This window comes from Mycobacterium sp. E3339 (assembly GCF_001666915.1).
Lineage (GTDB): Bacteria > Actinomycetota > Actinomycetes > Mycobacteriales > Mycobacteriaceae > Mycobacterium.
In genome coordinates this window covers 32,970-56,192 of record NZ_LZIZ01000148.1, presented here as the reverse complement: position 1 = coordinate 56,192, position 23,223 = coordinate 32,970, and the positions used below count along the sequence as shown (strand labels likewise).

General features: G+C 66.4%; 24 protein-coding genes and 1 tRNA gene. 13 read left to right on the top strand and 12 right to left on the bottom strand.

The window, feature by feature from the left end; all coding sequences use genetic code 11:
- Window positions 1-17: 17 nt before the first annotated feature.
- The 7 genes from A5702_RS13180 (at window position 18) to A5702_RS13155 (ending at window position 8,874) form a co-directional block, all read left to right on the top strand.
- Window positions 18-2,453: a glycogen/starch/alpha-glucan phosphorylase gene (locus A5702_RS13180; protein ID WP_068221283.1), complete on the top strand. Its 2,436-nt coding sequence runs from the start codon at window positions 18-20 to the stop codon at window positions 2,451-2,453.
- Between the two features lie 43 nt (window positions 2,454-2,496).
- Complete coding sequence (locus A5702_RS13175; RefSeq protein ID WP_068221254.1) at window positions 2,497-3,114, top strand: hypothetical protein; 618 nt, start codon at window positions 2,497-2,499, stop codon at window positions 3,112-3,114.
- A gap of 150 nt (window positions 3,115-3,264) precedes the next feature.
- Window positions 3,265-4,713: a hypothetical protein gene (locus tag A5702_RS13170; protein ID WP_068221252.1), complete on the top strand. Its 1,449-nt coding sequence runs from the start codon at window positions 3,265-3,267 to the stop codon at window positions 4,711-4,713.
- Window positions 4,714-4,761: 48 nt separating this feature from the next.
- On the top strand, window positions 4,762-4,938 hold the full coding sequence (locus tag A5702_RS26725; protein WP_197281305.1) for a hypothetical protein: 177 nt from the start codon (window positions 4,762-4,764) through the stop codon (window positions 4,936-4,938).
- A gap of 15 nt (window positions 4,939-4,953) precedes the next feature.
- Entirely contained in the window at window positions 4,954-5,379 is a 426-nt protein-coding gene (locus A5702_RS13165) for a hypothetical protein (RefSeq protein WP_068221250.1), read from the top strand.
- A 271-nt stretch (window positions 5,380-5,650) separates the two neighbouring features.
- Window positions 5,651-6,049, top strand: coding sequence for an MmpS family transport accessory protein (locus A5702_RS13160; RefSeq protein WP_068221248.1), 399 nt, complete (start codon window positions 5,651-5,653; stop codon window positions 6,047-6,049).
- A complete protein-coding gene (locus A5702_RS13155; protein ID WP_068221246.1) occupies window positions 6,046-8,874 on the top strand; it encodes an RND family transporter in 2,829 nt (942 codons plus the stop codon). Before A5702_RS13160 ends, A5702_RS13155 begins: the two co-directional genes overlap by 4 nt.
- On the opposite strand, the gene A5702_RS13150 is transcribed toward A5702_RS13155, so the two are convergent.
- From A5702_RS13150 to A5702_RS13140, 3 genes are all read right to left on the bottom strand, one after another.
- A complete protein-coding gene (locus A5702_RS13150; RefSeq protein WP_055403786.1) occupies window positions 8,871-9,611 on the bottom strand; it encodes an SDR family NAD(P)-dependent oxidoreductase in 741 nt (246 codons plus the stop codon). The genes A5702_RS13155 and A5702_RS13150 overlap by 4 nt on opposite strands.
- Window positions 9,612-9,625: 14 nt before the next feature.
- A complete protein-coding gene (locus tag A5702_RS13145) occupies window positions 9,626-9,871 on the bottom strand; it encodes a hypothetical protein (RefSeq protein WP_067823553.1) in 246 nt (81 codons plus the stop codon).
- 83 nt (window positions 9,872-9,954) lie between these two features.
- Window positions 9,955-10,149, bottom strand: a complete 195-nt coding sequence (locus tag A5702_RS13140) for a hypothetical protein (protein ID WP_055403788.1) — start codon at window positions 10,147-10,149, stop codon at window positions 9,955-9,957.
- Between the two features lie 246 nt (window positions 10,150-10,395).
- Between A5702_RS13140 and A5702_RS13135 the strand changes: the two genes are divergently transcribed.
- Complete coding sequence (locus A5702_RS13135) at window positions 10,396-10,716, top strand: hypothetical protein (protein WP_055403784.1); 321 nt, start codon at window positions 10,396-10,398, stop codon at window positions 10,714-10,716.
- Between the two features lie 4 nt (window positions 10,717-10,720).
- Here the strand turns inward: A5702_RS13135 and A5702_RS13130 are convergent, their stop codons facing one another.
- Window positions 10,721-11,212 carry a MarR family winged helix-turn-helix transcriptional regulator gene (locus A5702_RS13130; RefSeq protein ID WP_055403783.1) on the bottom strand — a complete coding sequence of 164 codons (492 nt, stop codon included), beginning with the start codon at window positions 11,210-11,212 and terminating at the stop codon, window positions 10,721-10,723.
- Window positions 11,213-11,348: 136 nt separating this feature from the next.
- Here A5702_RS13130 and A5702_RS13125 point away from each other — a divergent pair, with 136 nt between their 5' ends.
- The gene (locus tag A5702_RS13125; protein WP_068221244.1) at window positions 11,349-12,284 is read left to right on the top strand and encodes an NADP-dependent oxidoreductase; all 936 of its coding nucleotides are present in this window, start codon (window positions 11,349-11,351) and stop codon (window positions 12,282-12,284) included.
- 66 nt (window positions 12,285-12,350) lie between these two features.
- Here A5702_RS13125 and A5702_RS13120 read toward each other — a convergent pair whose 3' ends face one another.
- From A5702_RS13120 to A5702_RS13105, 4 genes are all read right to left on the bottom strand, one after another.
- Window positions 12,351-13,400 (bottom strand): sensor domain-containing diguanylate cyclase, encoded by a 1,050-nt coding sequence (locus tag A5702_RS13120; protein ID WP_197506560.1) that lies wholly within the window; start codon window positions 13,398-13,400, stop codon window positions 12,351-12,353.
- A 153-nt stretch (window positions 13,401-13,553) separates the two neighbouring features.
- A complete protein-coding gene (locus A5702_RS13115; RefSeq protein WP_068221242.1) occupies window positions 13,554-14,777 on the bottom strand; it encodes an NAD(P)/FAD-dependent oxidoreductase in 1,224 nt (407 codons plus the stop codon).
- A 3-nt stretch (window positions 14,778-14,780) separates the two neighbouring features.
- Window positions 14,781-14,969 (bottom strand): ferredoxin, encoded by a 189-nt coding sequence (locus A5702_RS13110; protein ID WP_055403779.1) that lies wholly within the window; start codon window positions 14,967-14,969, stop codon window positions 14,781-14,783.
- Window positions 14,966-15,925, bottom strand: a complete 960-nt coding sequence (locus tag A5702_RS13105) for a metal-dependent hydrolase (RefSeq protein WP_055403778.1) — start codon at window positions 15,923-15,925, stop codon at window positions 14,966-14,968. The genes A5702_RS13110 and A5702_RS13105 overlap by 4 nt, the downstream gene beginning before the upstream one ends.
- Before the next feature lie 277 nt (window positions 15,926-16,202).
- Here A5702_RS13105 and A5702_RS13100 point away from each other — a divergent pair, with 277 nt between their 5' ends.
- A complete protein-coding gene (locus A5702_RS13100; RefSeq protein ID WP_055403777.1) occupies window positions 16,203-17,012 on the top strand; it encodes a DUF1906 domain-containing protein in 810 nt (269 codons plus the stop codon).
- 16 nt (window positions 17,013-17,028) lie between these two features.
- Here the strand turns inward: A5702_RS13100 and A5702_RS13095 are convergent, their stop codons facing one another.
- Entirely contained in the window at window positions 17,029-17,712 is a 684-nt protein-coding gene (locus A5702_RS13095; RefSeq protein WP_068221241.1) for a TetR/AcrR family transcriptional regulator, read from the bottom strand.
- A 299-nt stretch (window positions 17,713-18,011) separates the two neighbouring features.
- On the opposite strand from A5702_RS13095, the gene A5702_RS13090 reads away from it, so the two are divergent.
- Entirely contained in the window at window positions 18,012-19,220 is a 1,209-nt protein-coding gene (locus A5702_RS13090; RefSeq protein WP_068221239.1) for a cytochrome P450, read from the top strand.
- A 95-nt stretch (window positions 19,221-19,315) separates the two neighbouring features.
- On the opposite strand, the gene A5702_RS13085 is transcribed toward A5702_RS13090, so the two are convergent.
- The 3 genes from A5702_RS13085 to pgm form a co-directional block, all read right to left on the bottom strand.
- Window positions 19,316-19,391: transfer RNA gene (locus tag A5702_RS13085), tRNA-Ala, on the bottom strand.
- A gap of 53 nt (window positions 19,392-19,444) precedes the next feature.
- Window positions 19,445-20,611 carry an MFS transporter gene (locus A5702_RS13080; protein ID WP_082956059.1) on the bottom strand — a complete coding sequence of 389 codons (1,167 nt, stop codon included), beginning with the start codon at window positions 20,609-20,611 and terminating at the stop codon, window positions 19,445-19,447.
- 92 nt (window positions 20,612-20,703) lie between these two features.
- Window positions 20,704-22,344 (bottom strand): phosphoglucomutase (alpha-D-glucose-1,6-bisphosphate-dependent), encoded by a 1,641-nt coding sequence (pgm, locus tag A5702_RS13075; RefSeq protein ID WP_068221237.1) that lies wholly within the window; start codon window positions 22,342-22,344, stop codon window positions 20,704-20,706.
- 106 nt (window positions 22,345-22,450) lie between these two features.
- On the opposite strand from pgm, the gene crcB (A5702_RS13070) reads away from it, so the two are divergent.
- Together crcB (A5702_RS13070) and crcB (A5702_RS13065) are read left to right on the top strand one after the other, a co-directional pair.
- A complete protein-coding gene (gene crcB, locus A5702_RS13070) occupies window positions 22,451-22,846 on the top strand; it encodes a fluoride efflux transporter CrcB (RefSeq protein WP_055403773.1) in 396 nt (131 codons plus the stop codon).
- The gene (crcB, locus tag A5702_RS13065) at window positions 22,843-23,223 is read left to right on the top strand and encodes a fluoride efflux transporter CrcB (RefSeq protein WP_068221235.1); all 381 of its coding nucleotides are present in this window, start codon (window positions 22,843-22,845) and stop codon (window positions 23,221-23,223) included. Before crcB (A5702_RS13070) ends, crcB (A5702_RS13065) begins: the two co-directional genes overlap by 4 nt.

Here is a 23,223-nt window from a genome sequence, read left to right as displayed (position 1 = left end):
AGCACTCCCGCACCGGGATGAGCGCGGCCGCGTTGCAGCGGGCCATCAACGATCATCTGCGCTACTCGATCGGGCGCCCGGCCGCGGCCCGGCGGCCCGAGCACTACTACCGGGCCCTCGCGCTGGCGGTGCGCGACCGCATGCAGGACCGCCGGGTGGTATCGACGCAGACCTCGCTCGACCTCGGCCGCAAGGTGACCTGTTACCTGTCCGCGGAATTCCTGATGGGCCCGCAACTGGGCAACAACCTGTTGAACCTCGGCATGGAGCGCGCGGCCCGCGACGCGCTGGCGGCGATGGGCCAGAATCTGGACACCGTCCTGGCGTGTGAGGAGGAGCCCGGACTTGGCAACGGCGGCCTCGGCCGGCTGGCCGCGTGCTATCTCGACTCGCTGGCCACCCTGGAGCGGCCGGCGATCGGGTACGGAATCCGCTACGAGTTCGGCATCTTCGACCAGGAGATCCACGACGGCTGGCAGGTCGAGCAGACCGACAACTGGCTGGACCACGGAAACCCTTGGGAGATAGCCAAACCCGACGTCAACTACTTGGTGAAGTGGGGCGGGTACGCCGCCCACTACACCGACGAGGCCGGCCACGACCGAGTCCGGTGGGTGCCGGGCCGGGCGCTCAAGGGCGTCGCCTACGACACGCCCATCCAGGGTTACGGCGTGAACACCTGCAACGTGCTGACGTTGTGGAGCGCGCGCGCCGTCAAGTCCTTCGCGTTGGAAGCCTTCAACACCGGCGACTACTACGGGGCGGTCGAAGACGAGGTCATGTCGGAAACCGTCACCAAGGTGCTCTATCCCAACGACGAGCCGGAGGCGGGCAAACAGCTGCGCCTGCTGCAGCAGTACTTCTTCGTGTCCTGCTCCCTGCAGCATGTGCTGCACATCATGGACGACCTCGCCGACGTCTCCGTCAAGGAGCTTCCGCAGCGGTTTGCCGTGCAGCTCAACGACACCCATCCCTCGATCGGCGTCGCCGAGCTCATGCGGCTGCTGGTCGACGAGCGCCAGCTGGACTGGGACGAGGCGTGGGAGATCACGGTCGCGATGTTCGGCTACACCAACCACACCCTGCTGCCCGAGGCGCTGGAGACCTGGCCCCTCGAGCTGTTCGCGGAGTCGCTACCGCGCCACCTCGAGATCATCTACGAGATCAACCGCCGGTTCCTCGACGAGGTGCGCGCCCGGTTCCCCGGTGACGAGGAGCGGGTCAGCCGGATGTCGCTCATCGGCGAGAACGGCGGCAAGTTCGTCCGAATGGCGCACCTGGCCACCGTGGGCAGCCACGCCATCAACGGTGTGGCCGCACTGCACTCGGAACTCCTGAAAAGCAGTGTGCTCAAGGACTTCTACGAGATGTGGCCGGAGCGGTTCAGCAACAAGACCAACGGCGTGACCCCGCGCCGCTTCCTGGCGCTTGCCAATCCGGGGCTCCGCGAACTGCTGGACCGCACCGTCGGTGACGGCTGGCTGACCGACCTCGGGCGCCTGCGCGGCCTGGAGCCGTTCGTCGAGGACGCCTCCTTCCGCCGGGAGTGGCGCGACATCAAGCGCAACAACAAAGCGCGCCTGGCTCGTTACATCGGCTCGGTGGCCGGCGTCGAGCTCAGCCCGGACTGGATGTTCGACGTCCAGGTCAAGCGCATCCACGAGTACAAGCGGCAGCACCTGAACGTGTTGCACATCGTGGCGCTTTATCACCGGCTCAAACAAAACCCCGGCCTGTCGATTCCGCAGCGCGCCTTCATCTTCGGCGGCAAGGCCGCTCCGGGCTACTTCCTGGCGAAGCGAATCATCAAGCTGATCAACGCCGTTGGTGAGACGGTCAACGCCGACCCGGACGTCAACCGGGTCCTCAAGGTGGCATTCGTACCGAACTTCAATGTGCAGAACGCCCACATGATCTACCCGGCAGCCGATCTGTCCGAACAGATCTCGACCGCGGGCAAGGAGGCCTCCGGCACCGGGAACATGAAGTTCATGATCAACGGCGCCCTGACCGTCGGCACCCTCGACGGCGCCAACGTCGAGATGCGCGACGAGGTGGGGCCGGAGAACTTCTTCTTGTTCGGCCTGACCGAGCAGGAGGTGCAGGCGGTCAAGGCGGCCGGGTACCGCCCGGCGGACTACATCGACGGCAACGAGGAACTGGCCGCGGTGCTGGATCTGATTGCCTGCGGCACATTTTCGCGCGGGGACACCGAGGTGTTCCGGCCGCTGGTGGACAACCTGCGCCACGACGACCCGTTCCTGGTGTGCGCCGACTACGCGTCCTACGTGACCTGCCAGGAGCGGGTGAGCGCCGCGTGGCAGGACAGGGAGTCGTGGACGAGGATGTCCATCCTGAACACCGCTCGCAGCGGCAAGTTCTCGTCGGACCGGGCCATCACCGAGTACTGCGACGACATCTGGAACGTGTGGCCGCTGACCGTCAAGATCTGAGAAATCGGCTGATAATCGCCCCGCCCGGGCCTAGGCTCTCGCCATGCCAATCCTCGGCAATGCCACGGTCGTCCTCGCGCGCGTGACCCGGGCGGTATCCAACGCCCTGCGTGTGGAGCTCGCCACCCCGGAAGGCACCGAACTCGGGCGCGCCCAGCAGAAGGGCGGCGCCGCGGTGCTATTGGGCTTCAAGAACGGGGGAAAGAGCGAGTACACGCTGTCCGCGGCCACCGGTGACGAACTCAAGATCGCGGTGGCCGCAACCACAACCATCACCAACGGGAACACGCCGGTGGGCAAGATCGTCCCCGCCGACGGCGCCGCACGCCTGGAAGACGGTGGCGGCACCGTGCTCGCTGTGGTGGAGCCGCACACCGGACACAAGGCCGACAACGCCTGGCATCATCGCCTGTTGTCGCCGGCCGGCGAGGCGCTCGGCGTCCTCACCCTGATGACCGTTCACACCGGTTGGAGCGACGTGGCATCCGATGCGATCCAGTTGCTGACCAACTACAACGTCGCCACCCTGAAGGCACCATCGGCCGGCGCGATGCTCACACTGGCCGCGCCGGTCCATCCGATCCTGGGCGACGTCTTGGCCGCCGCCTGTGTGGATTTCTCGGTGCTCCCCCGCGGATACCTCGCGCCCGTCAAGGCCTAGCTGCAGCCGGTCAAATCCGGCACGCCGCCGGCGGTCAACCATCCGCCGACGTCGACGACGGGCGTCGCCCCGGTGACATACGTGCGCCGGCAGTGGACGTTTTCGGAGTCCACCGCAAGGATCGACGTAACGACCCCTGGCAGGAGGAAAGTGACCCTACGAATTCGCGGTCTCGTTATCGCCCCGCTGATCCTGGCGCTGACGATGCTGCTCGCGCCGCCCGCGTCGGCCGACACCTACACCGATCAGCTGGTGAACAAGTTCAACGCCCAGACGCACGTGGTGGCCGACCCGGCGGCTAATCCGCCGCTGCAGAACCCCGACCGGCTGAACGACCAGATTTTCGCCAGCCGGTGGACGTGGAGTTCCCGGCCGCCGATCTGGGTGGCCGCGGTGGCGCCGAACCAGACCGGTGTGACCACGCCGGACGCCATCCACAAAGTCATCCTCGGTCGCGATGCCTCGTTCAGCGGGATCATCCTGGTCATCGACTCCAAGGGCTACCACGTGCGCGCCTACAACGTGCCACGGGTGATCGCGGACAACGTCGACCCGATGCTCAGCCAGTCGGCCACCGACCACCGAAACGACCCGTACGGCGCGACCAGTCAATTCGTCAGCAGGTTGGCCAGCGTGGACGTGCCCGCCGGTGCGCATACGACGACCTCACCGGCGACGCAGGCCGAGCCGAACCGCTGGGCGTGGCTGTGGACCATGCTGGCGTTCATCGCCGTGGCCTTGAGCGTGGCCGGCTTGATCTGGTTCGCGGTCAGCCGAAACAGTAAGCGGCGCAAGGACGCACAGGCGCGCGAGCAGGTCAAGCAGGAGTTGATCCGGGCCACGGCGGATGTCGGCGACCTGGACAACGCGGTGCTGACCGACGACGAAACGGACGTCAGCGCCGAGTCGACCAAGGCCAACGCCAGCCTGTATGACGCCCGACAGGCCTATGAAAAGGGCGACTACGGCGCGGCGCGGGCACACCTGTGGGTGGTGGAGTCGACGGTGGCCAAAGCCAACCAAAAGCTCGGGCGACCCAACACTTCCGCCGTGCGCTCGGTGCCGGCGGACGACCGCAAGCAGGCCTCGGTGCGGACGAAGGACCCGAGCACCGGTGAGTACGTGACGATCAACAACAACAACTACAGCACCACCCCGCAGCCGGGTTACCCGCACTATTACGGCGGTGGCTACTACAACGGGATGTTCTTCTACCCCGGGTATTACCCCTACGCGTTCTGGGGCCCGGGTTGGGGCTGGGCGCTCACCGACGTCCTGCTGATGGATGCGCTGCTGGACAACCACTGGGGTGGGAGCTACGAGAGCGGCTTCGAGGCCGGCCGGGACTCGGCTTACGCCGACGCCACCTTCGACGGCGGCCAAAGCGCCGGTTACGACAGCCAGCAAGCCGACGTCGGGTTCAACGACGCCTCGTACTCCGGCGGTGGCGACGTGGGCTTCGGCGGCGGCTGGGATTCCGGCGGCGGCGACGTGGGCTTCGGCGGCGGCTGGGATTCCGGCGGCGGCTCGGACTTCGGCGGCGGATCCGACTTCGGTGGCGGCTCGGATTCCGGCGGCGGCGGCGACTTCGGGTTCTGACATCCCGGCGCCGCGCCGGCCCGTCGACCGAGAAGTAAGGTTCTGCCAATGAGAACGGACCGGATCAACCGCGGCATCCTGCTCGCCATGGTGGTGATCGGGGCGATCGCCTACGGATTGCTCTACAGCCACGCCTCGGCCGTCTTCAAGGTTTTGGTGCCGGTCGGCCTCGCATTCCTCGTCGGGCTGGTCCTCCGCGACGTGGTCAACGGGCGGAAACGGTGACTGTGGGGGTGGATTGTGACTGAGGGACTATTCGGTCTGCTGACCGTCGTCGCCCTGGCGCTGGCGTTGGCGCTGGCCGCCATCGCCGCCGTGTTCGTGCGCAGGCTGGAGAGGCGACCACCGACTCCGATGAGCGAAGAGATCGGAAGCGCCAGAACGGTTGTGCGCAAGTTGCGCAAACGCGAACCGATGTCGGCGGAGGAGTTGGCTTACGCGCGGCAGGTGGTCGCCGACCGTGGCTCGTTCATGGCGCTCTGCCTGCCCGGCGCGTTGTTCATGCTCGGCTGCTTTTACGTCTTCGGCAGCCTCTACCACCTGCATGGGGCCACGCCGTCGGAGCGCACGTTCCTCGGCGTCATCCCGATGCTGACCTCGACGAACCTCGCTCTGCGGATCCTCAGCAGCGCGAGGTTGAAGCGGCGCCTGAAAGCGGTCTCCTGATTCGTTCGTCGTGCGTCCGCGCGACATCGCGCGAGTGCACGGCCGCGTTCCTTCGCGCTGCCGACAGGGCCGGCAGATGATAGTTTCCGCACACCGGTTGTTCGCGCCGCCGCCCGGTGCTGATAATGTCTGGGGGTGCTTATATCAAGCAGCCTGATATAAGCACCCGGGGCGGTCGGGGACGAGGCGAGAACGCGAGTCAGGAGGGATTCGGGGAGTTGAACGAGTGAGCCCTCGCTCAGTCAGCAGGGCTGTCTTGGGACGGGCCTGGATGCCGCTGGTCGCCGTTGTCGCGGTCGGGGTCGGCCTGCTGTCCATGTACAAGGTGCACCAGTTCTCGGAACCCGAGCCGGTCATCACCGTCAATGGCCCGCAGGCGCCCGAGCAGTTCAACGTCAAACGGATCACCTACGAGGTGTTCGGCAACGCCGGCAACGGCGGGAAGCTCGTCTACATCGACATCGACGGTCATCCACATCAGGTCGATTTCACGACGCTGCCGTGGTCGCACACCGAGACCACGACGCTCTCGGTCGCGTCCGGCAGCATCTCGGTTCACGTTCGCAGCGGTCAGGTCAGTTGCCGGATGCTGGTGGACGGCGTGGTCCGCGACCAACAGTCCGATGACCATCAGGACGCCGACGTCGAGTGCAGGGTGAAGTCGGCATGACCGAGCATCGCCTCGACGCGCCCAGGGTCAAACGCCCTTTCGTCCCCAGGATGGTCCGGGCCTTCGCGATACCGATCATCTTGTTCTGGGGCCTGCTCGCGGTCACCACGAACACCTTTATGCCCCAAGTGGAGCGGGTCGCCGAAGAGCTCGCCGGACCGATGGTCCCGCACTACGCGCCCTCACAGCGGGCGCTGCTGCACATCGGCGAGAAGTTCCGCGAGTCCAACTCCACCAACTTGACCATGGTGGTGTTCGAGGCGAACCGTCCGCTGGGCGACGCGGACCACCGTTACTACGACGACCTGATGCGCCGCCTTCAGAACGACACCAGGCACGTGCAATACGTGATGGACCTGTGGGGCAAGCCGTTCACCGCCGCGGGGGCGCAAAGCGTGGACGGCAAGTGCACCTACGTGCTCCTTCGTCTCGCCGGCGACATCGGCCAGATACAGGCCAATCAATCCGTGGACGCCGTCCGCGACATCATCAAGAAGGACACGCCACCACCGGGCCTCAAGGTCTACGTGAGCGGCGCGGCTCCCCTGGCCTCCGACACGCTCGCCATCGCCAATGCCAGCCTGAACAACGTCACGATCGTCACGATCATCCTCATCGTGGTGATGCTGTTGCTGGTCTACCGCACCCCGTCCACCCTGCTGGTCCCCTTGCTCGGCGTGCTCATCGAGATGCTCGTCGCGAAGGGCATCGTCTCGACGCTCGGGCATTACGGGTACATCGAACTGTCGTCATTCGCCGTGAACATCGTGATCGCGCTGACATTGGGAGCCGGAACGGATTACGGCATCTTCCTGATGGGCCGATATCACGAGGCGCGCCAGGCGGGTGAAAGCCGCGAGGACAGTTTCTACATCGCCTACAAGGGCGTCGCGCCCATCATCATCGGCTCCGGCCTCACGATCGCCGGCGCGTGTTACTGCTTGACGTTCGCGCGGTTGAATTATTTCCACACCATGGGGCCCGCCGTCGCGATCACCATGCTGTTCACCATCGCGGCGGCGATGACGCTGGGACCGGCGGTGCTGACCGTCGGCAGCCTGTTCGGGATGTTCGACCCGAGGACCGTCACCCACGGACGTCTCTATCGGCGCATCGGAGCGAGCGTGGTGCGCTGGCCGGTGCCGATCCTGGTGGCCAGTTCCGCCATCGTCATGATCGGGGCGATCTTCGTTCCCACCTACCGGCAGAACTATGACGACAGGCAATATCAACCGGCCAGTGCGCCGGCCAATCTGGGTTTCCAAGCGGCGGATCGACACTTCCCCAAGAGCAAGCTCTTCTCCGAGATGCTCATGGTCGAAACCGATCACGACATGCGCAACTCGGCCGATTTCATTTCGCTGGACCGGGTCGCCAAGGCGCTGATCCGCCTGCACGGCGTGGCGATGGTGCAGGGCATGACACGACCCCTGGGCCGCGCGCTCGAACACGCCAGCCTCCCATACCTTTTCACCACGCAGGGCAGCGGCAACGGACAACAACTCCCGTTCAGCAGGGAGCAGAACTCCAACACCGACGCGCAGGCCGAGATCCAGGCGCACTCGGTTGAGGTGTTGCGCAAGGAGGTCGGCTTCTTCCAGAAGGTGTCCGACGAACTGCACCAAACGGTCCTGACCGTCGAAGACCTGCAACGGGTCAGCGACGACATCCGCGACGAGGTCTCCAACGTCGACGACTTCTTCCGTCCGATCAAAAGCTACTTCTATTGGGAGAGGCACTGTTTCGACATCCCCATTTGCTGGACGTTCCGTTCGCTGTTCGAGACCATCGACCAGATCGACAAACTGGCTGACGACATCGCGGACGCGAAGGTGTCCCTCCAAGAGGTGGACAAGACCTTCCCGCAGATCATCGCGCAGCTGAAGGCGACCGCCGACGACACCGAGGCGCTGCAGTCCAAGCTGGTCAACAGCTACGGGTCGGCGGATCTGCAAACCGTGCAAACCGAGCAGACTTTCGACGACCTGATCAACGTCGGAAACGACTTCGACAGGTCTCGCAGCGACGACTTCTTCTACATCCCGCACGAGGGCTTCGACAACGAGGACGTCAAGACGGGGATGAAGCTGATGATGTCGCCGGACGGCAAGGCGGCGCGGTTCATTGTCACCCACGAGGGCGACGCCATGGGCCCCGAAGGCGTGGAGCACGTCGAGCAGTTCCCCGAGGCGATCAAAACGATCCTGAAAGAGACCTCGTTGGCGGGCGCCAGAATCTACATCGGCGGTTCGGGGTCCAACGACAAGGACATCAAGCAATACGCGATGTCCGACCTCATGATCGCGGCGATCGCCGCCTTCGTGCTCATCTTCTTGATCATGATGTTCATCACCCGAAGTCTGGTGGCGGCCTTGGTGATTCCGGGCACCGTGGCCTTCTCCTACGCCGGGGCCTTCGGGCTGTCCATACTCGTGTGGCAACACCTCATCGGACTGCACCTGCATTGGCTGGTGCTACCCCTGACCTTCATCATCCTGGTGGCGGTCGGATCGGACTACAACCTGCTCCTGATCAACCGGGTCAAGGAGGAACTGCACGGCGGAATCCACACCGGTCTGATCCGGGCCCTCGGCAGCACGGGCGGCGTGGTGACCTCGGCCGGCCTGGTTTTCGCCTTCACGATGCTGGCGATGCTCACCAGCGATCTGCGCACCATCGGTCAGGTGGGTTCGACCGTGTGTATCGGCCTGTTGCTCGACACGCTGATCGTGCGTTCGTTCGTCGTGCCATGCATCCTGCGGATCCTCGGGCCGTGGTTCTGGTGGCCGACGTTGGTGCGCACCCGCCCGGTGGCGGCGGGCTAGCCGGCGCCCTTGCCGTTGTCGACGCGATAGACGGCGCCGTGGACGGCCGCCGCGGCGTCGCTGGCCAGGAAGGCGATCACGTTCGCGACGTCGATGGGCTGCATCATGCCGCGCGGCGAGGCGGTGCGCATGATCAGGTCGTAATTCGGATCGTCGGGCGCGCTGAAATGTTCGATTTGCGGCGTGAGCATGCCACCCGGGCATATCGCGTTGACGCGCAAGCGATCCGCGGTGTACTCGACGGCCAGGGCGCGGGTGAGCCCGATCAGACCATGCTTGGCGGCGCAGTAACCGGCCGAGTACGCCTGGCCCTCGACGCCGGCAATGGAACTGACGTTGACGATGTTGCCGCCGCGTTCGAGCAGCCGCGGCAGCGCGGCCCGGCAGAGGTAAAACGGGCCGTTCAGGTTGACCGCGAGGTCTTGGTCCCAGTCGTCGTCGGTCATCGACTCCGTCCTGCGCATCTGGTGCCGCCCGGCGATGTTGACAAGCACATCCAGCCCACCCGACTCGCGCACGCACTGCTCGACGGCGTCCCGGCAGGCCTGCGCCGAGGCGACATTCACCGAGGCATACGAACCGCCGGGGACGTCGGCGAAAACCTCGGCCAAGCGCGCCGTATCCCGGGCGATGCCGAAAACCGTTGCGCCCTGGCGGGAAAACAGCCGGGCCGTCTCGGCGCCAAGGCCCGACGACGCTCCGGTCACCAACGCGACCTTGCCCCGCAGTGCTGACATGGTTGTCCTTGCGCTCAGTAGGAACGGATCCGCGCAACGCTACCGCGGAGCAACCCGAGCGGAACGCCAAACCTCGGCCCCCACATGGTCATCGCGCGGCGCGCGGTGAGCAGGACGAGCAGGCTGAACGCCAGCCTGCCGAGGGCGATTCGGCTCGTTCGGCTCTTCCAGCTTGGCGGCGTCGATTCCGCGCGTCGGCCGAAGTAGTAACCGACACCCATCGCCATCGCGAGGGCCGCGATGGCCGCAAGCACCGTCATGATGATGAGGGTTTCGCGTCATCGTCGCGGCGAGGTCACGCGCGAGACACACCTTGGCCACTACGGGGCCGGCAGGTGAGGCGCTAGCCGACCTCGCTTGCGACGTACACGGCCACGTAACCGATCGGAATCCCGGTCCAGGTGGCGATGCATTCGCGTGCGGCCAATTCCACCGCGCTCCGGCGGAAGGTGCGGGTGACCCTGCCGATCTCGGGAATCCGAATGGTCCACCCATCGGCGTCGCGAGTGACCTCGACATCGAAGCACTGGCCGACCATGGGGCATTTCACGCGAGGCACGACCCGCGACGAGCGGGTGCTGCGCAGCGATTGTCGGCGCAGCAGGGTGGGCTGAATGGGCATGGCTGCTTTCGGAGAGTCGCAATCAGAACCGCGGGCAAGAGTAATGCGCATTCAGAGGAAAACCTAATCGGCTGGGCAGCCGGCGTGAGGTTGAGGCACAGTCTCCACCGAGTCGTTGCCGGGACTTAATCTCGAGTTCGAGTCCGACCGAAGGAACGAACGATGCGACTGGTCCAGGCGGCCGCGATTGCCCTGCCCGCGTTGATCGTCGGCTGTTTTGCCGGGTCGCCGGCGCACGCGGACGGCGGGTATGGGCCCGGGTCCTACGCGGTGCCCGCGCAACTCCCCTACGGCGTCTACGTCGCCCACGCCGAGCCGGGCGACTACCGAGCGGCCTGTGTCTTCACCACATGGACCAGCGATGGCCGAATGATCAACTCCGACAGCGGGATTGAGACGACCCCGGTCACGGCGAATCTCACGGCGCCCGCGGTGGCGAAGTTCATCACGCACGGCTGCACGCCGTGGACGAAGCTGCGGTGAACCCTCATGACGCGGTGCGGCGCTTGCGCGAGGCGGCCGAGCGCGCCGGCCGGGCCCGCATGTGATCGCGGGCGCGGCTCATGATGTCGCCGAGCTCGTCGACGTCCTCGCCAGAGAGCGCATCGAACAGCATGTCGCGGACGACGTCGATGTGGCCCGGCAGCACTTTCGCAAGCCGCGCGTGGCCCTTCTCGGTGCTACGCACGACCGTGGCGCGCTGGTCGTCGGCGCTGGCTTCGCGGATGATCAGCCCCGCCCGCTCCAGCAGACCAGCCTGGTGGGTGAGGCCGCTGCGGCTGTAGACCACTCCGTCGGCGAGCTCGGTCATGGTGAGCGGGCGGTCGGCATCGGCGAGCTTGGCCAGGATCTCGAACTGCACGTAGCTGAGGTCCCCCTCGGCCCGTAGCTGGCGCTGCACGGCGTACTGCAGCAGGCTCACCGCCTCCATCAGGGCGAAGTACGCGCGCATCTGCTGAGGCTTCAGGGGCGGGGCCATGCCGCCATCGTAATGCTTCGAACTTGAAGCAATGTGGCGATCGTCACCCGGCGTTCCGGAATCGCTTCGAGTTCGAAGCAAGTTGTACGGGGCGTAACTGCTTCGAAGTTGAAGCACCTAGGAAACGGAGAAGACCATGAAGGCTGTGCAATACCACCGTTACGGCGGCAGCGAGGTTCTGCAATACGAAGAGGTTGAGCGGCCGGTGCCCGGCCCCGGCCAGGTCCTGGTGCGGGTGGCCGCGACCTCGTTCAACCCGGTCGATGCCGGCATCCGGGGCGGCTACCTGTCCGAGGTGTACGCGATTTCCTTCCCCCACACCCCGGGCGTCGACGTCGCGGGCACCATCGCCGAGCTCGGCGAGGGGGTAACCGGCTGGAAGATCGGCGACGCCGTGGTGGGCATGCTTCCGCTGGACCGCCCGGGCGCCGCCGCCGAGTACGCGCTCGCCCCGGCCGAGGTGCTGACGGCCGCGCCCGACTCGGTGCCGCTGGCCGATTCCGCCGCGCTGCCGACCGTCGGATTGACGGCGTGGCAGGCCCTGTTCGAGGTCGCCGGCCTGAAGGCGGGTCAGTCCGTTCTGGTCAACGGTGCCGGCGGAGCGGTCGGCGGCTACGCGGTCCAGCTCGCCAAGCGGGCCGGGGCCGTCGTCACCGCGACCGCGTCGACGCGCAGCGCTGCCCGGCTGCGCCGCTACGAGGCCGACCGGATCATCGACTACATTGACTACACGGCCGCCCCGCTCGCGGTCGCCGGGCAACCGTTCGATGTGGTGCTGAACCTGGTCAGCACGTCACCGGAGCAGACCGCGGCCCTGGTCGGCCTGGTCGCCGGCGGCGGGTTTTACGTCGGCACGATGACATCCGGCGAGGAGGACCCGGCACGGCGGGTGCGCGCGCAGCGGGTGTTCGTCCGCAGCGACGCCGCGCAGCTGGCCGAACTGGTCAACCAGGTCGACGCCGGAAAGCTTGTGATCGACGTCGCCGATCGCCGACCGCTGACCGACGCGGCCGCGGTGCACGATGACTCCGACGCCAATCGTCTGCGGGGAAAGACGATTCTGGTTCCATGAGTCTCGGCCGATAGACGTGGCCCCCCGGTGATTTGCCGGCGGGCCACGTCTATCGGGACTGCGGGGCTATCCGCCGCAGGACTCGACTTCCTTCGGCCGCCGCACCACCCGCTGGCGCGCGGGCCTGCCGGCGCCGAGGTCAATGCCCTGCGGCTCCACCCGGTTTCGTCCGTTGGACTTGGCGCGATACAGCGCCTGGTCGGCACGGCTGACCAGCCCGTCGATCGGGTCGCTCGCGGCGCCGATCGCGTAGCCGACGCTGCACGTCAACGCGATCGAGTGTTGGTCGAACTCAACCGGCGACTCGGCCTGTGCAGCTCGAATCCGCTCCGCGATGCCCGCCACGTCCCCGGTTTCGGCGTCGGCCATGAGCACGAGGAACTCCTCGCCGCCGATCCGCCCGACGGCGTCCACCGACCTGATCGATGCCCGCAACCGCTGCGCGCATTCGCGCAACACCTCGTCGCCCGCTGGGTGCCCATAGGTGTCGTTGATCTTCTTGAAGTGGTCGATGTCGACGAGCAGGGCCGCCAGTTGCGCGGGGCCGCCGGCCTTCAGCCGCTCGGTCTCGGCGATCTCGAAGATGGCCCGCCGGTTCCAAAGCCGGGTCAGCACATCGACATTCGCCTTCATCTTGAGCTCGTCGTTGGCGCGGGCGAGCGCCAGTTGCGTCTCCGACATCCGAGCGACCTGCAGCTCCTGCTGGGCCATCGCGGCAAGGTCGCGCAGCGAGCGGTCCTCGTCGTCGTCGAAATCGCGCGGCTTGGTGTCCCCGATGCAGAACATGCCGACGCGCTCCCCCTCGAACGTCAACGGCACACCGGCGTAGAAGACCCAGGTGTTCGCGAAGCCGCTGTCGTGCACCCTCGGGTCGGTGCGCGCGTCGCGGACGATGAAGGTTTCGTCGCTGAGCACGGCGTGGTGGCAGTAGGAGTCACACCGCAATCCCTCGACTCCGTCGAACCCCTGCGCGCTCTTCAGCCAGGCCAATTTTTCGCCGACGATGTCGATGACCGCCATCGGAACGTCGAACAGGCGCCGGGCCAATCGCGTGAGCTTGTCGAAGCGCTCTTCCGCGGGTGTCCCCAGCAAGCCGACGCGCCGCACCGCGGCCATGCGCTGATCCTCGGCCGGTGCATATGGCGCTTCGGGCATTTGTCGTCCAGTTAACGTCGCTGACGGAGGGTCAGAGCATTGCAGGACGCTGGCAGCATGCCGACGCAACGCTCGGGTCGGGAAATCTACCCGGGCGGCGAATGCCGGGCCTCGCTAATCCGCTCGGCTCGGCGGGAATTCGGCCCGCTTCTCGATAGCCTCGCGATACGCATGCACCCGGCCCGCGATCGTCGCTAGCACCGCGATGGTGCGACCGCTACGCCCGTACGCGGCGACGAACTCCCAGGTGTCCGGATGGCCTTCGACGATCTCGACGGCATCGTAATCCGTTGGCACGCCCAGCATTTGCAGCTTGACGTCGTATTGATCGGACCAGAAGTACGGCAGTTCGGCGTGGACCTCGGCGGGTTCGGGGCCCGCCAGCAATGTCCGCGCCGCGGTCGCACCCTGACGGCCCGCGTCCTCCCAGTGCTCGGTGCGCAGGTGCCTTTCGTACAGGGGGTGCCACCAGCGCGCGACGTCACCTGCCGCAACCACAGGGGCGTCCGAGGTGCTGCCCTCCGCGACACCGCCGGCGTCGCAGATCACCCCGTCGTCGACACGCACTCCGGAGCCGTCCAGCCAGTCGGTCGCCGGGGTGACCCCGAGTCCGACGATGACCAGGTCGGCCGGAACCTGCGAGCCGTCGGTGAGCCGAACACCTTCCACCCGGCCGTTGCCCACGAATCCGTCGACGCCCACGCCCACCCGCAGGTCCACGCCATGCTGACGATGCAAATCGGCCCAGCGTGACGCCAGCTCCTTACCCAACGCGGAAAGCAATGGGCTGTCGGCTTTTTCGACCAGCGTGACGTCCAGGCCCATCAACCGACAACTCGCGGCGACCTCGGCGCCGATGAACCCGCCCCCGACCACCACGACCCGAGGGCGCGAAGCCAACCGTTCCCGGATGGCCAGGCAGTCTTCGACCGTGCGCAGCAATAGCACCCCGTCCGGAACCGGGCCGCCCGGCCACTCGCGCGGGACCGCCCCGGTGGCCACCACAAGTCCGTCGAACGGCAGGGGCAGGTCCTGGCCGTCGTCATGCACGTGGACGACGCGCGACGACAGGTCCAACTCGAGCGCCGCCGCGCCGCGGAGCACACGCGCACCAATATCGAATTGCGGCGCCAGGTCGACACCGGCCCGGTGCACGTGGCCGGTGAGAAACTTCTTCGACAGCGGCGGCCGATGGTAGGGCGCCTGCCGCTCGGCGCCCACGATGGTCAGGGCGCCGTCATAGCCCTCGTGCCGCAGCGCCTCCGCCGCGCGCATGCCCGCCACACCGGCACCGACAACGACGATCTCTTTCAGGTTCCCCAGCTGCCTAGTCGGCATCGATCAGTCCTCCACCGTGATCGCCTGTGTCGGACAGGACACCTCGGCGCCGATCAACTGCTGGCGCAGCTCTTCGGGCGCGTCCTCTTGCAGCACGTGGAGGCCGTCCTCCCGCACGTCGAACACCTCGTGGCAGATGCTCATGCACACGCCGTTGCCATCACAGGTGTCGAGATCGACCGAAACCTTCATCGCGCCACCGCCTTTCGCGCTCCGTTGCCCTCGATCCCTTGCGTCTGATCCGGCGACTTCCCTTGGGAGCGTGCCCGCTCCCGCGCGGCCTTCGCCACCGGGGAATAGTTCAGGTAGTCGACAGCCATCTGTGTTGACCCCTCGTCGTTCGGATGATGGCTGGGCCGCATGTACCGGACGGGCGTCGTCACGAGCAGCTTCCACGGGCCCGGTATCCGGTACTCGCGGGCGGCCGACAGCCAGTCCCTAAAACGCCACTTCTGATCGATGGTCGGGTCCTGGGCCATCAGGTAACGAGCCCCCGCGACCCACCAACCGATGAACAGCGGCGAGACGAACAACATCGAGAACGCCCTGATGAAGTAGTTCCCCGAGACGTGTTGGTAGACGTCGTACACCAGCGAGCGGTGCTCGACCTCCTCGGCCCCGTGCCAGCGCAGCAGGTCGAGCATCATGGGGTCGGCCTTCGCGTAGTCCAGACCTCGGTTGGTCAGCACCCATTGGCCCAGCATCGCTGTGTAGTGTTCCAGCGCGGCCACGTCGGCCAGGCGCCGATACAGCCACCACCGCTTCATGGCCGGCGGAAACCACTTGGGCGGGTCCCCCAGGGTCATTGACAACAATCTCCCGAGCCGGTCCGTGTACGGCTTGGTTTCGATGCCCTGTTCGGCTAAGTGGTCCAGTACCACCTGGTGCGCCCACGCATGCCAGGACTCCTGCTGGATGAACGGCTTGATCGCGGCCTCCAACTCCGGATCGTCGACCAGCGACGACGCCTCGAGGACGGCCTTGATGAAGTGCCGCTCGCCCTCGGGCAGCAGCAGATGCAGGACGTTGATCATGTGCGTCGAAAACGGGTCGTCGGGCACCCAGTGCAACGGCGTCTCCGACCAGTCGAACCGGACCATCCGGCGGTAGAGGGGATGTCCCTCGTGGTGAAGTTGGACCTCGGGCATCGAAAGCTTCCTCCCGAATTGGCTGCGAACAATCGTTCACTCGGCCGCGTACCCACACCGGTGGCCGGTTATGCGTACCGCCGGTACGAGGATTCTGAGAGTTCGCTGCCTAGTCGCGGAGGTCCGCGACCGGCCCGTTGTCGGCGCTGATAGGTCGGGATCGCACGTCACCGGCGCTTCCAGTCACGACTCGACACGATCAACCGCAGACACCGATTTGATATCGACTACTACGCGCCACTTATGTCGACAAAAGTCACAAAATTAACATCACGCGATGCAGGATTCGTCGGCGAATGTGCGGCCGTCGCGCGCCATTTCCCGGCGCGACCTGTTGCGTTACGCCGTTGCCATTTCTGCACTGCCGGGGTTGTACGCGGCCTCGACGAGTGTCGCCGGCGCCGTCCCTGCTCCGGCCCCTGCCACTCCTCGACTGATCGACTTCGCGATGCGCCAAATTCCTGCGGACCAGATTCGAGCCGCCGGTTACGCCGGGGTGATCAACTACGTCTCGCTGTCGCGCCCCGGCTCGTCCATGGGCGCCAAGCCGATCACGCGGCCCTACGCCGAGCAGCTGACCGCCGCCGGGCTGATGATCGTCAGCAATTACCAATACGGCAAGCCGGGCGGGACGGCACCATCGGACTTCAGGCGCGGGTTCGAGGGCGGCGTTGCGGACGCTCGCACCGCCTGGCAGCTGCACACCGCGGCCGGTGGCGGTCAGAGCGCCCCGATCTTCTTCAGCGTCGACGAGGACATCAACCACGACACCTGGAACAACTTGGCGCTCAAGTGGTTTCGCGGAATCAATTCGGTGCTGGGAGTGCAGCGCACCGGCGTCTACGGCGGAATCGACGTGTGCCAATGGGCCGCCGCCGACGGCGTCATCGGAAATTCGGGCACCCCCGGCCACCGGTGGGCCTGGCAGACCAAGGCCTGGTCGCGCGGCCAGGTCGACCGCACCGCCGTTCTCTACCAACGCGTGGTGAGCACACCATCGAATCCGGGCCCGGTGGTCGGGGGGCTCCAAGTCGACGTCAACGACGTCCTTGCCGCGGACTGCGGCCAGTGGAACCTGCATCGGTGAACTTGACGCGCTCGCGTCACGCCAGTTTGACCGATCCGCGAGCGCTGGGAGCCAGTTGGCCGGCCTGCGTGAGAGCGGTTAGTGCGTCGATGTCACGGGTCAGCTGGTGATAGAGGACTGCCGGTCCGAGCCATCTGCCCACGAGACTGCGGAGTGCCACGGGGTTGAGCGGCCGCGCGGGAGGATCGAGCAGAACCGACTGCAGTGTGCGTACAGCGAGTTCGATGAGATCGTCGATCGCGGCGTCGTCGAAGCCATGAGCGGCCCAGTCGACGTCATATCGTCGGAACATCTCTCGTCCCAGGCCAAACGCCGCGCCGGCGGTCAACGAGGCCGACGTGCCACCCGGTAGCCGTGCGTCTAGGACGCGTGCCATCAGCGGGTCGTCGGCGAACTCCTCGGCCGCGAATGCTACGCCCTCGACGACGGCAGCCGCCGGATTTGTCCACCCCCGCAGGTGATCGGCTAAACGATCGAGAAAGCCATTAGCCGAACGCATCTGGCTGCCGACCACAAGCGCGTCAGCCCCAGGAAAGTAACGGTAGATGGTCTGGCGGCTCACTCCCAGAACGCGGGCCAGGTCGCTGACGCGGATGGCCGATCCGCCTTCGGCAACCAAGGAGTCAACCGCGTCCAAAATCCTGTTGACGGCTTCCTCGTCGGAGGCCGGCGTGCGGCCCGACCATCCATGGCTACGCATGGACAAGGCCCATCATCGTGCTCCAGTTCCGTTCGACGTGACAACGTGAAGCTAAAAGTATTGCGAGTTGAAGCCAAGGTCAACGGACATCCTCCGCTTCACACATGCCAGACCGTACGAAACCGGTAGGAACAGCACGCGACTGCCCGCAGTACCCCGCCCTTCACCACACCGCGTGAATCCGCAATAGTCAACGATGACGCAACATATTGGTCTGATTTGTCTTGTCAGTCGGCGCTGGGTCTGCTGTGATACCTCAAGGAATCGCGGCAGGTTCCACTGCTCCAGGAGGACGGGCCATGGCCGTAAGTGAGGTCAGCGACATTCGGTACGACCCCTACGATGTGGAACTTCTGGCCGATCCCTACCCGGCGTTCCGGCGGCTGCGCGAGGAGTCGCCGCTGTACTACAACGAGCCGTACGATTTCTACGCGCTCAGTCGTTTCGACGACGTGAGCCGCGCGCTCGTCGACACCGGTACCTTCAGTTCATCGCGCGGAATGATCCTCGAAGTGATCAAGGCCAACATCGAGATACCTTCTGGCATCATCGTTTTCGAAGACCCACCGGTTCACGACATTCACCGAAAGCTGCTCGCGCGGGTATTCACCCCTCGCAAAGTCGCAGCACTCGAGGGCAAAATTCGAGCGTTTTGCGCACAATGTCTCGATCCCCTTGTCGGCACTGGACGATTCGACTTTATTGCCGATCTCGGCGCCCAAATGCCGATGAGGGTCATCGGGATGCTGGTCGGCATCCCCGAGCAGGACCAAGAACGCGTCCGGGATCGCTCGAACGCGTCGTTGCTCACCGAGGCCGGCCAACCCATGACCCTGGCCAAGGGCATCAACCCCGACGAGGCCTACGACGAGGTGTTCGCCGCTTATCTCGACTGGCGCGTCGAACACCCCTCCGACGACATCATGACCGAGCTCCTCAACGTCGAATTCGAGGACGAGGCAGGTCTTCGCCGAAAGCTGACCCGCGACGAAATCCTGCTCTATATCGGGCTCATCGCTGCCGCGGGCAACGAGACCACCACCCGACTCCTCGGCTGGGCAGGAAAGGTTCTCGCCGACCATCGCGACCAGCGGCGCGAAATCGCAGCGAATCACCAGTTGATTCCACAGACGATCGAGGAGCTGCTGCGCTACGAACCCCCGGTACCGCACCTCGCCCGCTACGTCACTCGCGATACCGAGTGGTACGGCCACACGGTGCCCGAGGGCAGCGTCATGATGCCGCTTATCGCCTCGGCCTGCCGTGACCACCGCCAATTCCCGCCCGACGGAGATCGATTCGACATCCATCGCCGGCCGCGTCAGCATCTGGCGTTCAGCGTGGGAGCTCACTTTTGCCTTGGAGCAGCGCTTGCGAGGCTGGAGGCACGGGTGGCGCTCGAGGAAATCCTCAAGCGCTTCCCCGAATGGGACATCGACACCGACAACGCACACCTATCGTCCGCCTCGGCTGTCCGAGGCTGGGAATCGATGCCCGCGTTCGTCTAGCTCAGACGCCGTGGCTGGATCAGGAGCAGAATCCGGTGGTCGTCACAATTGCCGTCAAACGGTGTGCAGATACGTTCGCAAGAGAGACTTTTGCCTGGTGGAGCTAAGGGGACTCGAACCCCTGACCCCCACACTGCCAGTGTGGTGCGCTACCAGCTGCGCCATAGCCCCAAGTCGTGCCAATCGAAGCTACACCAACCGCAACCGTGGTTCAAAGCTGCTGATCAGGCCGCCTCGTCGTCGTCCGCCTCGGCCGGCACGGCTTCGGGCTGGATGAGCGTCCGGGTTTCCGGCGCCAGTACCCAACCGAGCGCGGCGATCAGCAAGACGATCCCGCTGATGCCGAAGCCCCACCCGAATCCGAGCTTCTCGGCGGCCCAGCCGACCGTCACGGAGCCGACGATGGCACCCAGATCGGACACCATCTGCACCGCCGCCACCGGCATGCCCGCGCGCGCCTCGCTGCCCAGCAGGTCGGCCACCGCGGCCTGCATCGGCGACATGAAGATGCCGGTCGTCGCGCCGGACACGGCCGCCGCGACCATGAACGCCGGCAACGACGACACGACACCGAGCGCGGCGGTCGCCACACCGGATGCCGCCAGCCCGACGATCAACAACGTGCGCCGTCCCATCCGGTCGGACAGATAGCCGCTGGGGACGACGGCCACGGCGTTACCCGCCGCGAACGCCGACAGCGCCGCCCCGATGACGCCGACGCTTTCGCCCATCACGTCGGACAAGAACAGCGGGACCAGCGCGACGCGCAGACCGAACGCGGACCAGCCCGTCGCGAAATTTGCCAGCAGCGCCGACCAATACGCGCGGTAACGCAGCGCCTGACGCATCGTCACCGTGGAGCGTGTCGGGGGCGGCGGCGCGGCCAGCGCCGAATGCCGCAGGCCGAAGAACAGCGCCACGACCACTCCGAGCATGACGACGCCGTACACGATGAACGGAGCGGTCAACCCCCAGCCGGCCGTCAGGCCGCCGATCACCGGGCCGCCGACCGCGCCCACCATGAACGAGGTGGTGAACAGGCCCGCGATCCGCCCGCGCGCGTCGGGCGGGCTGATATGGATCATCAGGCCCAGGGCCGAGACAAAAAACATCGTCGAGCCGATGCCGCTGATCGCGCGGAAAGTCAATAACTGCCAATAGGTGTGCGAATATGCGCACGCGATCGTGGACAACGCCACGATCAGCAAACCGCCGATGTAGATCCGCCGTTCGCCCAGCCGTTGCACAAGCGCCCCGCTGACCGGGGCGAAACACAGGCGGCTCAACGAAAAGACGGTGACCAAGAAAGTCACCGCCTTGATGCTGACCCCGAAGGTATGCGCGAATGCGGGTAGCGCCGGCGAGACCACCCCGTAGCCCAGCGCGACCATGATGTTCGCCCAGCTGAGGATCCACGCTTCGCGCGGCAAGCGCGCCGGACGGGACCCGCATTCCCCCGTGCGGGCGAGGCGAAGGGAAATGGTCACCCAATGACTTTATTAACCACCTCGCGCGCGGCTTCCTGCACCTGGGCCAAATGCTCCGGGCCGTTGAACGATTCGGCGTAAATCTTGTACACGTCCTCGGTGCCCGACGGCCGCGCGGCAAACCATGCGTTGGCGGTTGTCACCTTCAGCCCACCCAGCGCGGCGCCATTGCCGGGCGCCGCGGTGAGTTTCGCGGTGATCGGCTCGCCGGCCACCTCGGTGGCGGTCACCTGATCCGGGGAGAGCTTGGCCAGGCGGGCCTTTTGCTCGCGGTCGGCGGGCGCGTCGACCCGCGCATACGACGGCGTGCCGTACTCGTCGGTCAGCTCCCGATAGCGCTCCGACGGGGTCGATCCGGTGACGGCCAAAATCTCGGACGCCAGCAGCGCCAGGATGATGCCGTCCTTGTCGGTGGTCCACACCGAGCCGTCGCGCCGCAGGAACGACGCCCCCGCGGACTCCTCGCCGCCGAAGCCGATGGTCCCGCCGATCAGGCCGTCGACGAACCACTTGAACCCGACCGGCACCTCGACGAGCTTGCGGCCGATCCCGGCGACCACCCGGTCGATGATCGACGAACTGACGGCCGTCTTGCCGACGGCGATGCCCTCCGGCCACGACGGCCGGTGCGTGTAGAGGTAGTCGATGGCCACCGCCAGGTAGTGGTTGGGGTTGAGCAGCCCCTCGTCGGGAGTGACGATGCCGTGCCGGTCGGAGTCGGCGTCGTTGCCGGTGGCGATCTGATAGAGGTCCGAGGTGGCGATCACGCGGATGAGCCCAGCCATCGCGTCGGGCGAGCTGCAGTCCATCCGGATCTTGCCGTCATGGTCGAGCGTCATGAACCGCCAGGTCGCGTCGACCAGTGGGTTCACCACCGTCAGGTCGAGGCCGTGCCGCTGGGCGATCTCACCCCAGTAGTCGACGCTCGCGCCGCCCAGCGGGTCGGCGCCTATGCGCACCCCGGCCGCGCGGATCGCGTCGATGTCGACCACGTCCGGCAGGTCGTCGACGTAGGTGCCCAGGTAGTCGTAGCGCTCGACGCTGCCGAGCGCGCGGGCCAGCGGCACCCGCTTCACCTCCGCTCCCCTGGCGCGCAGAATCTCGTTGGCGCGCTTGGCGATTGCGTTGGTCGCGTCGGTGTCCGCGGGACCGCCGTTGGGCGGGTTGTACTTGAAGCCGCCGTCGGGCGGCGGGTTGTGCGAGGGCGTGACGACGATCCCGTCGGCCAGACCTTCGGTGCGTCCGCGGTTGTAGCGCAGGATGGCGTGGCTGACCGCCGGTGTGGGCGTGTAGCGGTCGCGCGAGTCGATCATCGCCACCACATCGTTGGCGGCCAGCACCTCCAGCGCCGACACCCACGCCGGCTCGGAGAGCCCGTGCGTGTCACGGCCGATGAACAACGGCCCGGTTGTGCCGTGCGCCGCGCGGTATTCGACGATCGCCTGGGTGATGGCCAGGATGTGGGCCTCGTTGAAGGCCCCGCTCAGCGCCGACCCGCGATGGCCCGACGTGCCGAACACCACCTGCTGAGCGACGTCGTCGGGATCGGGCGCCACCGTGTAGTAGGCCGTCACCAGGTGAGGCAGATCGACAAGGTCTTCGGGCTGGGCCGGCTGACCGGCACGGGGGTGGGCCATGGTTGTCAATTCTGCCCGCGCCGCACGTGACCGACTTGTCAGGTACTTTTCTGACGTCCCCGGTTCACCCACCCGTAAGTCCTGGCAAAGCCGGAAGGGATCGCGCGTGGCACACGACTATCGCGAGCTGGCCGCGGTGTTCGCCGGCGGGGCGCTGGGCTCCCTGGCCCGCGCCGGCTTGGGCACACTCGCCGCGGGCGACCCGGCGAGCTGGCCCTGGCCGACGTTCACGGTGAACATCGTCGGCGCCTTCCTGTTGGGTTACTTCACCACCCGGCTGCTGGAGCGGTTGCCGCTGTCGAGCTACCGGCGCCCGCTGCTCGGGACCGGATTGTGCGGCGGGCTCACGACGTTCTCCACGATGCAGGTCGAGACGGTGCGCATGCTCGAACACGGCCATTGGGCCCTGGCAGCGGGTTACACCCTCGCCAGCATCGTGCTGGGACTGCTGGCGGTGCACGTGGCCACCAAGCTGGTGCGCCGGGTACGGATCCGCGGATGACGGCCACGGTCACGACCGTCGCGGTGTGGGCCGGCGTCGTGGTGATCGGCGGCATCGGGTCGGTGCTGCGCTTCGTGGTCGACCGCGCGGTGGCCCGCCGGGCGGCGCGGTCCTTTCCGTTCGGCACGCTGGTCGTGAACATCAGCGGCGCCGCGCTGCTGGGCTTCCTCGGGGGCCTCGTGCTCAGCAAGGAGGCGGCCCTGCTGGCCGGCACCGCGTTCGTGGGCGCCTACACCACGTTCTCCACCTGGATGCTGGAGACGCAGCGGCTCGGCGAGGAACGCCAGGTGCGCGCGGCGACGGCCAACATCGTCGTCAGTGTCGCGCTCGGTGAAGCGGCCGCCTTCCTCGCGCAGCGGCTCGCCGAGCTCGTCTGA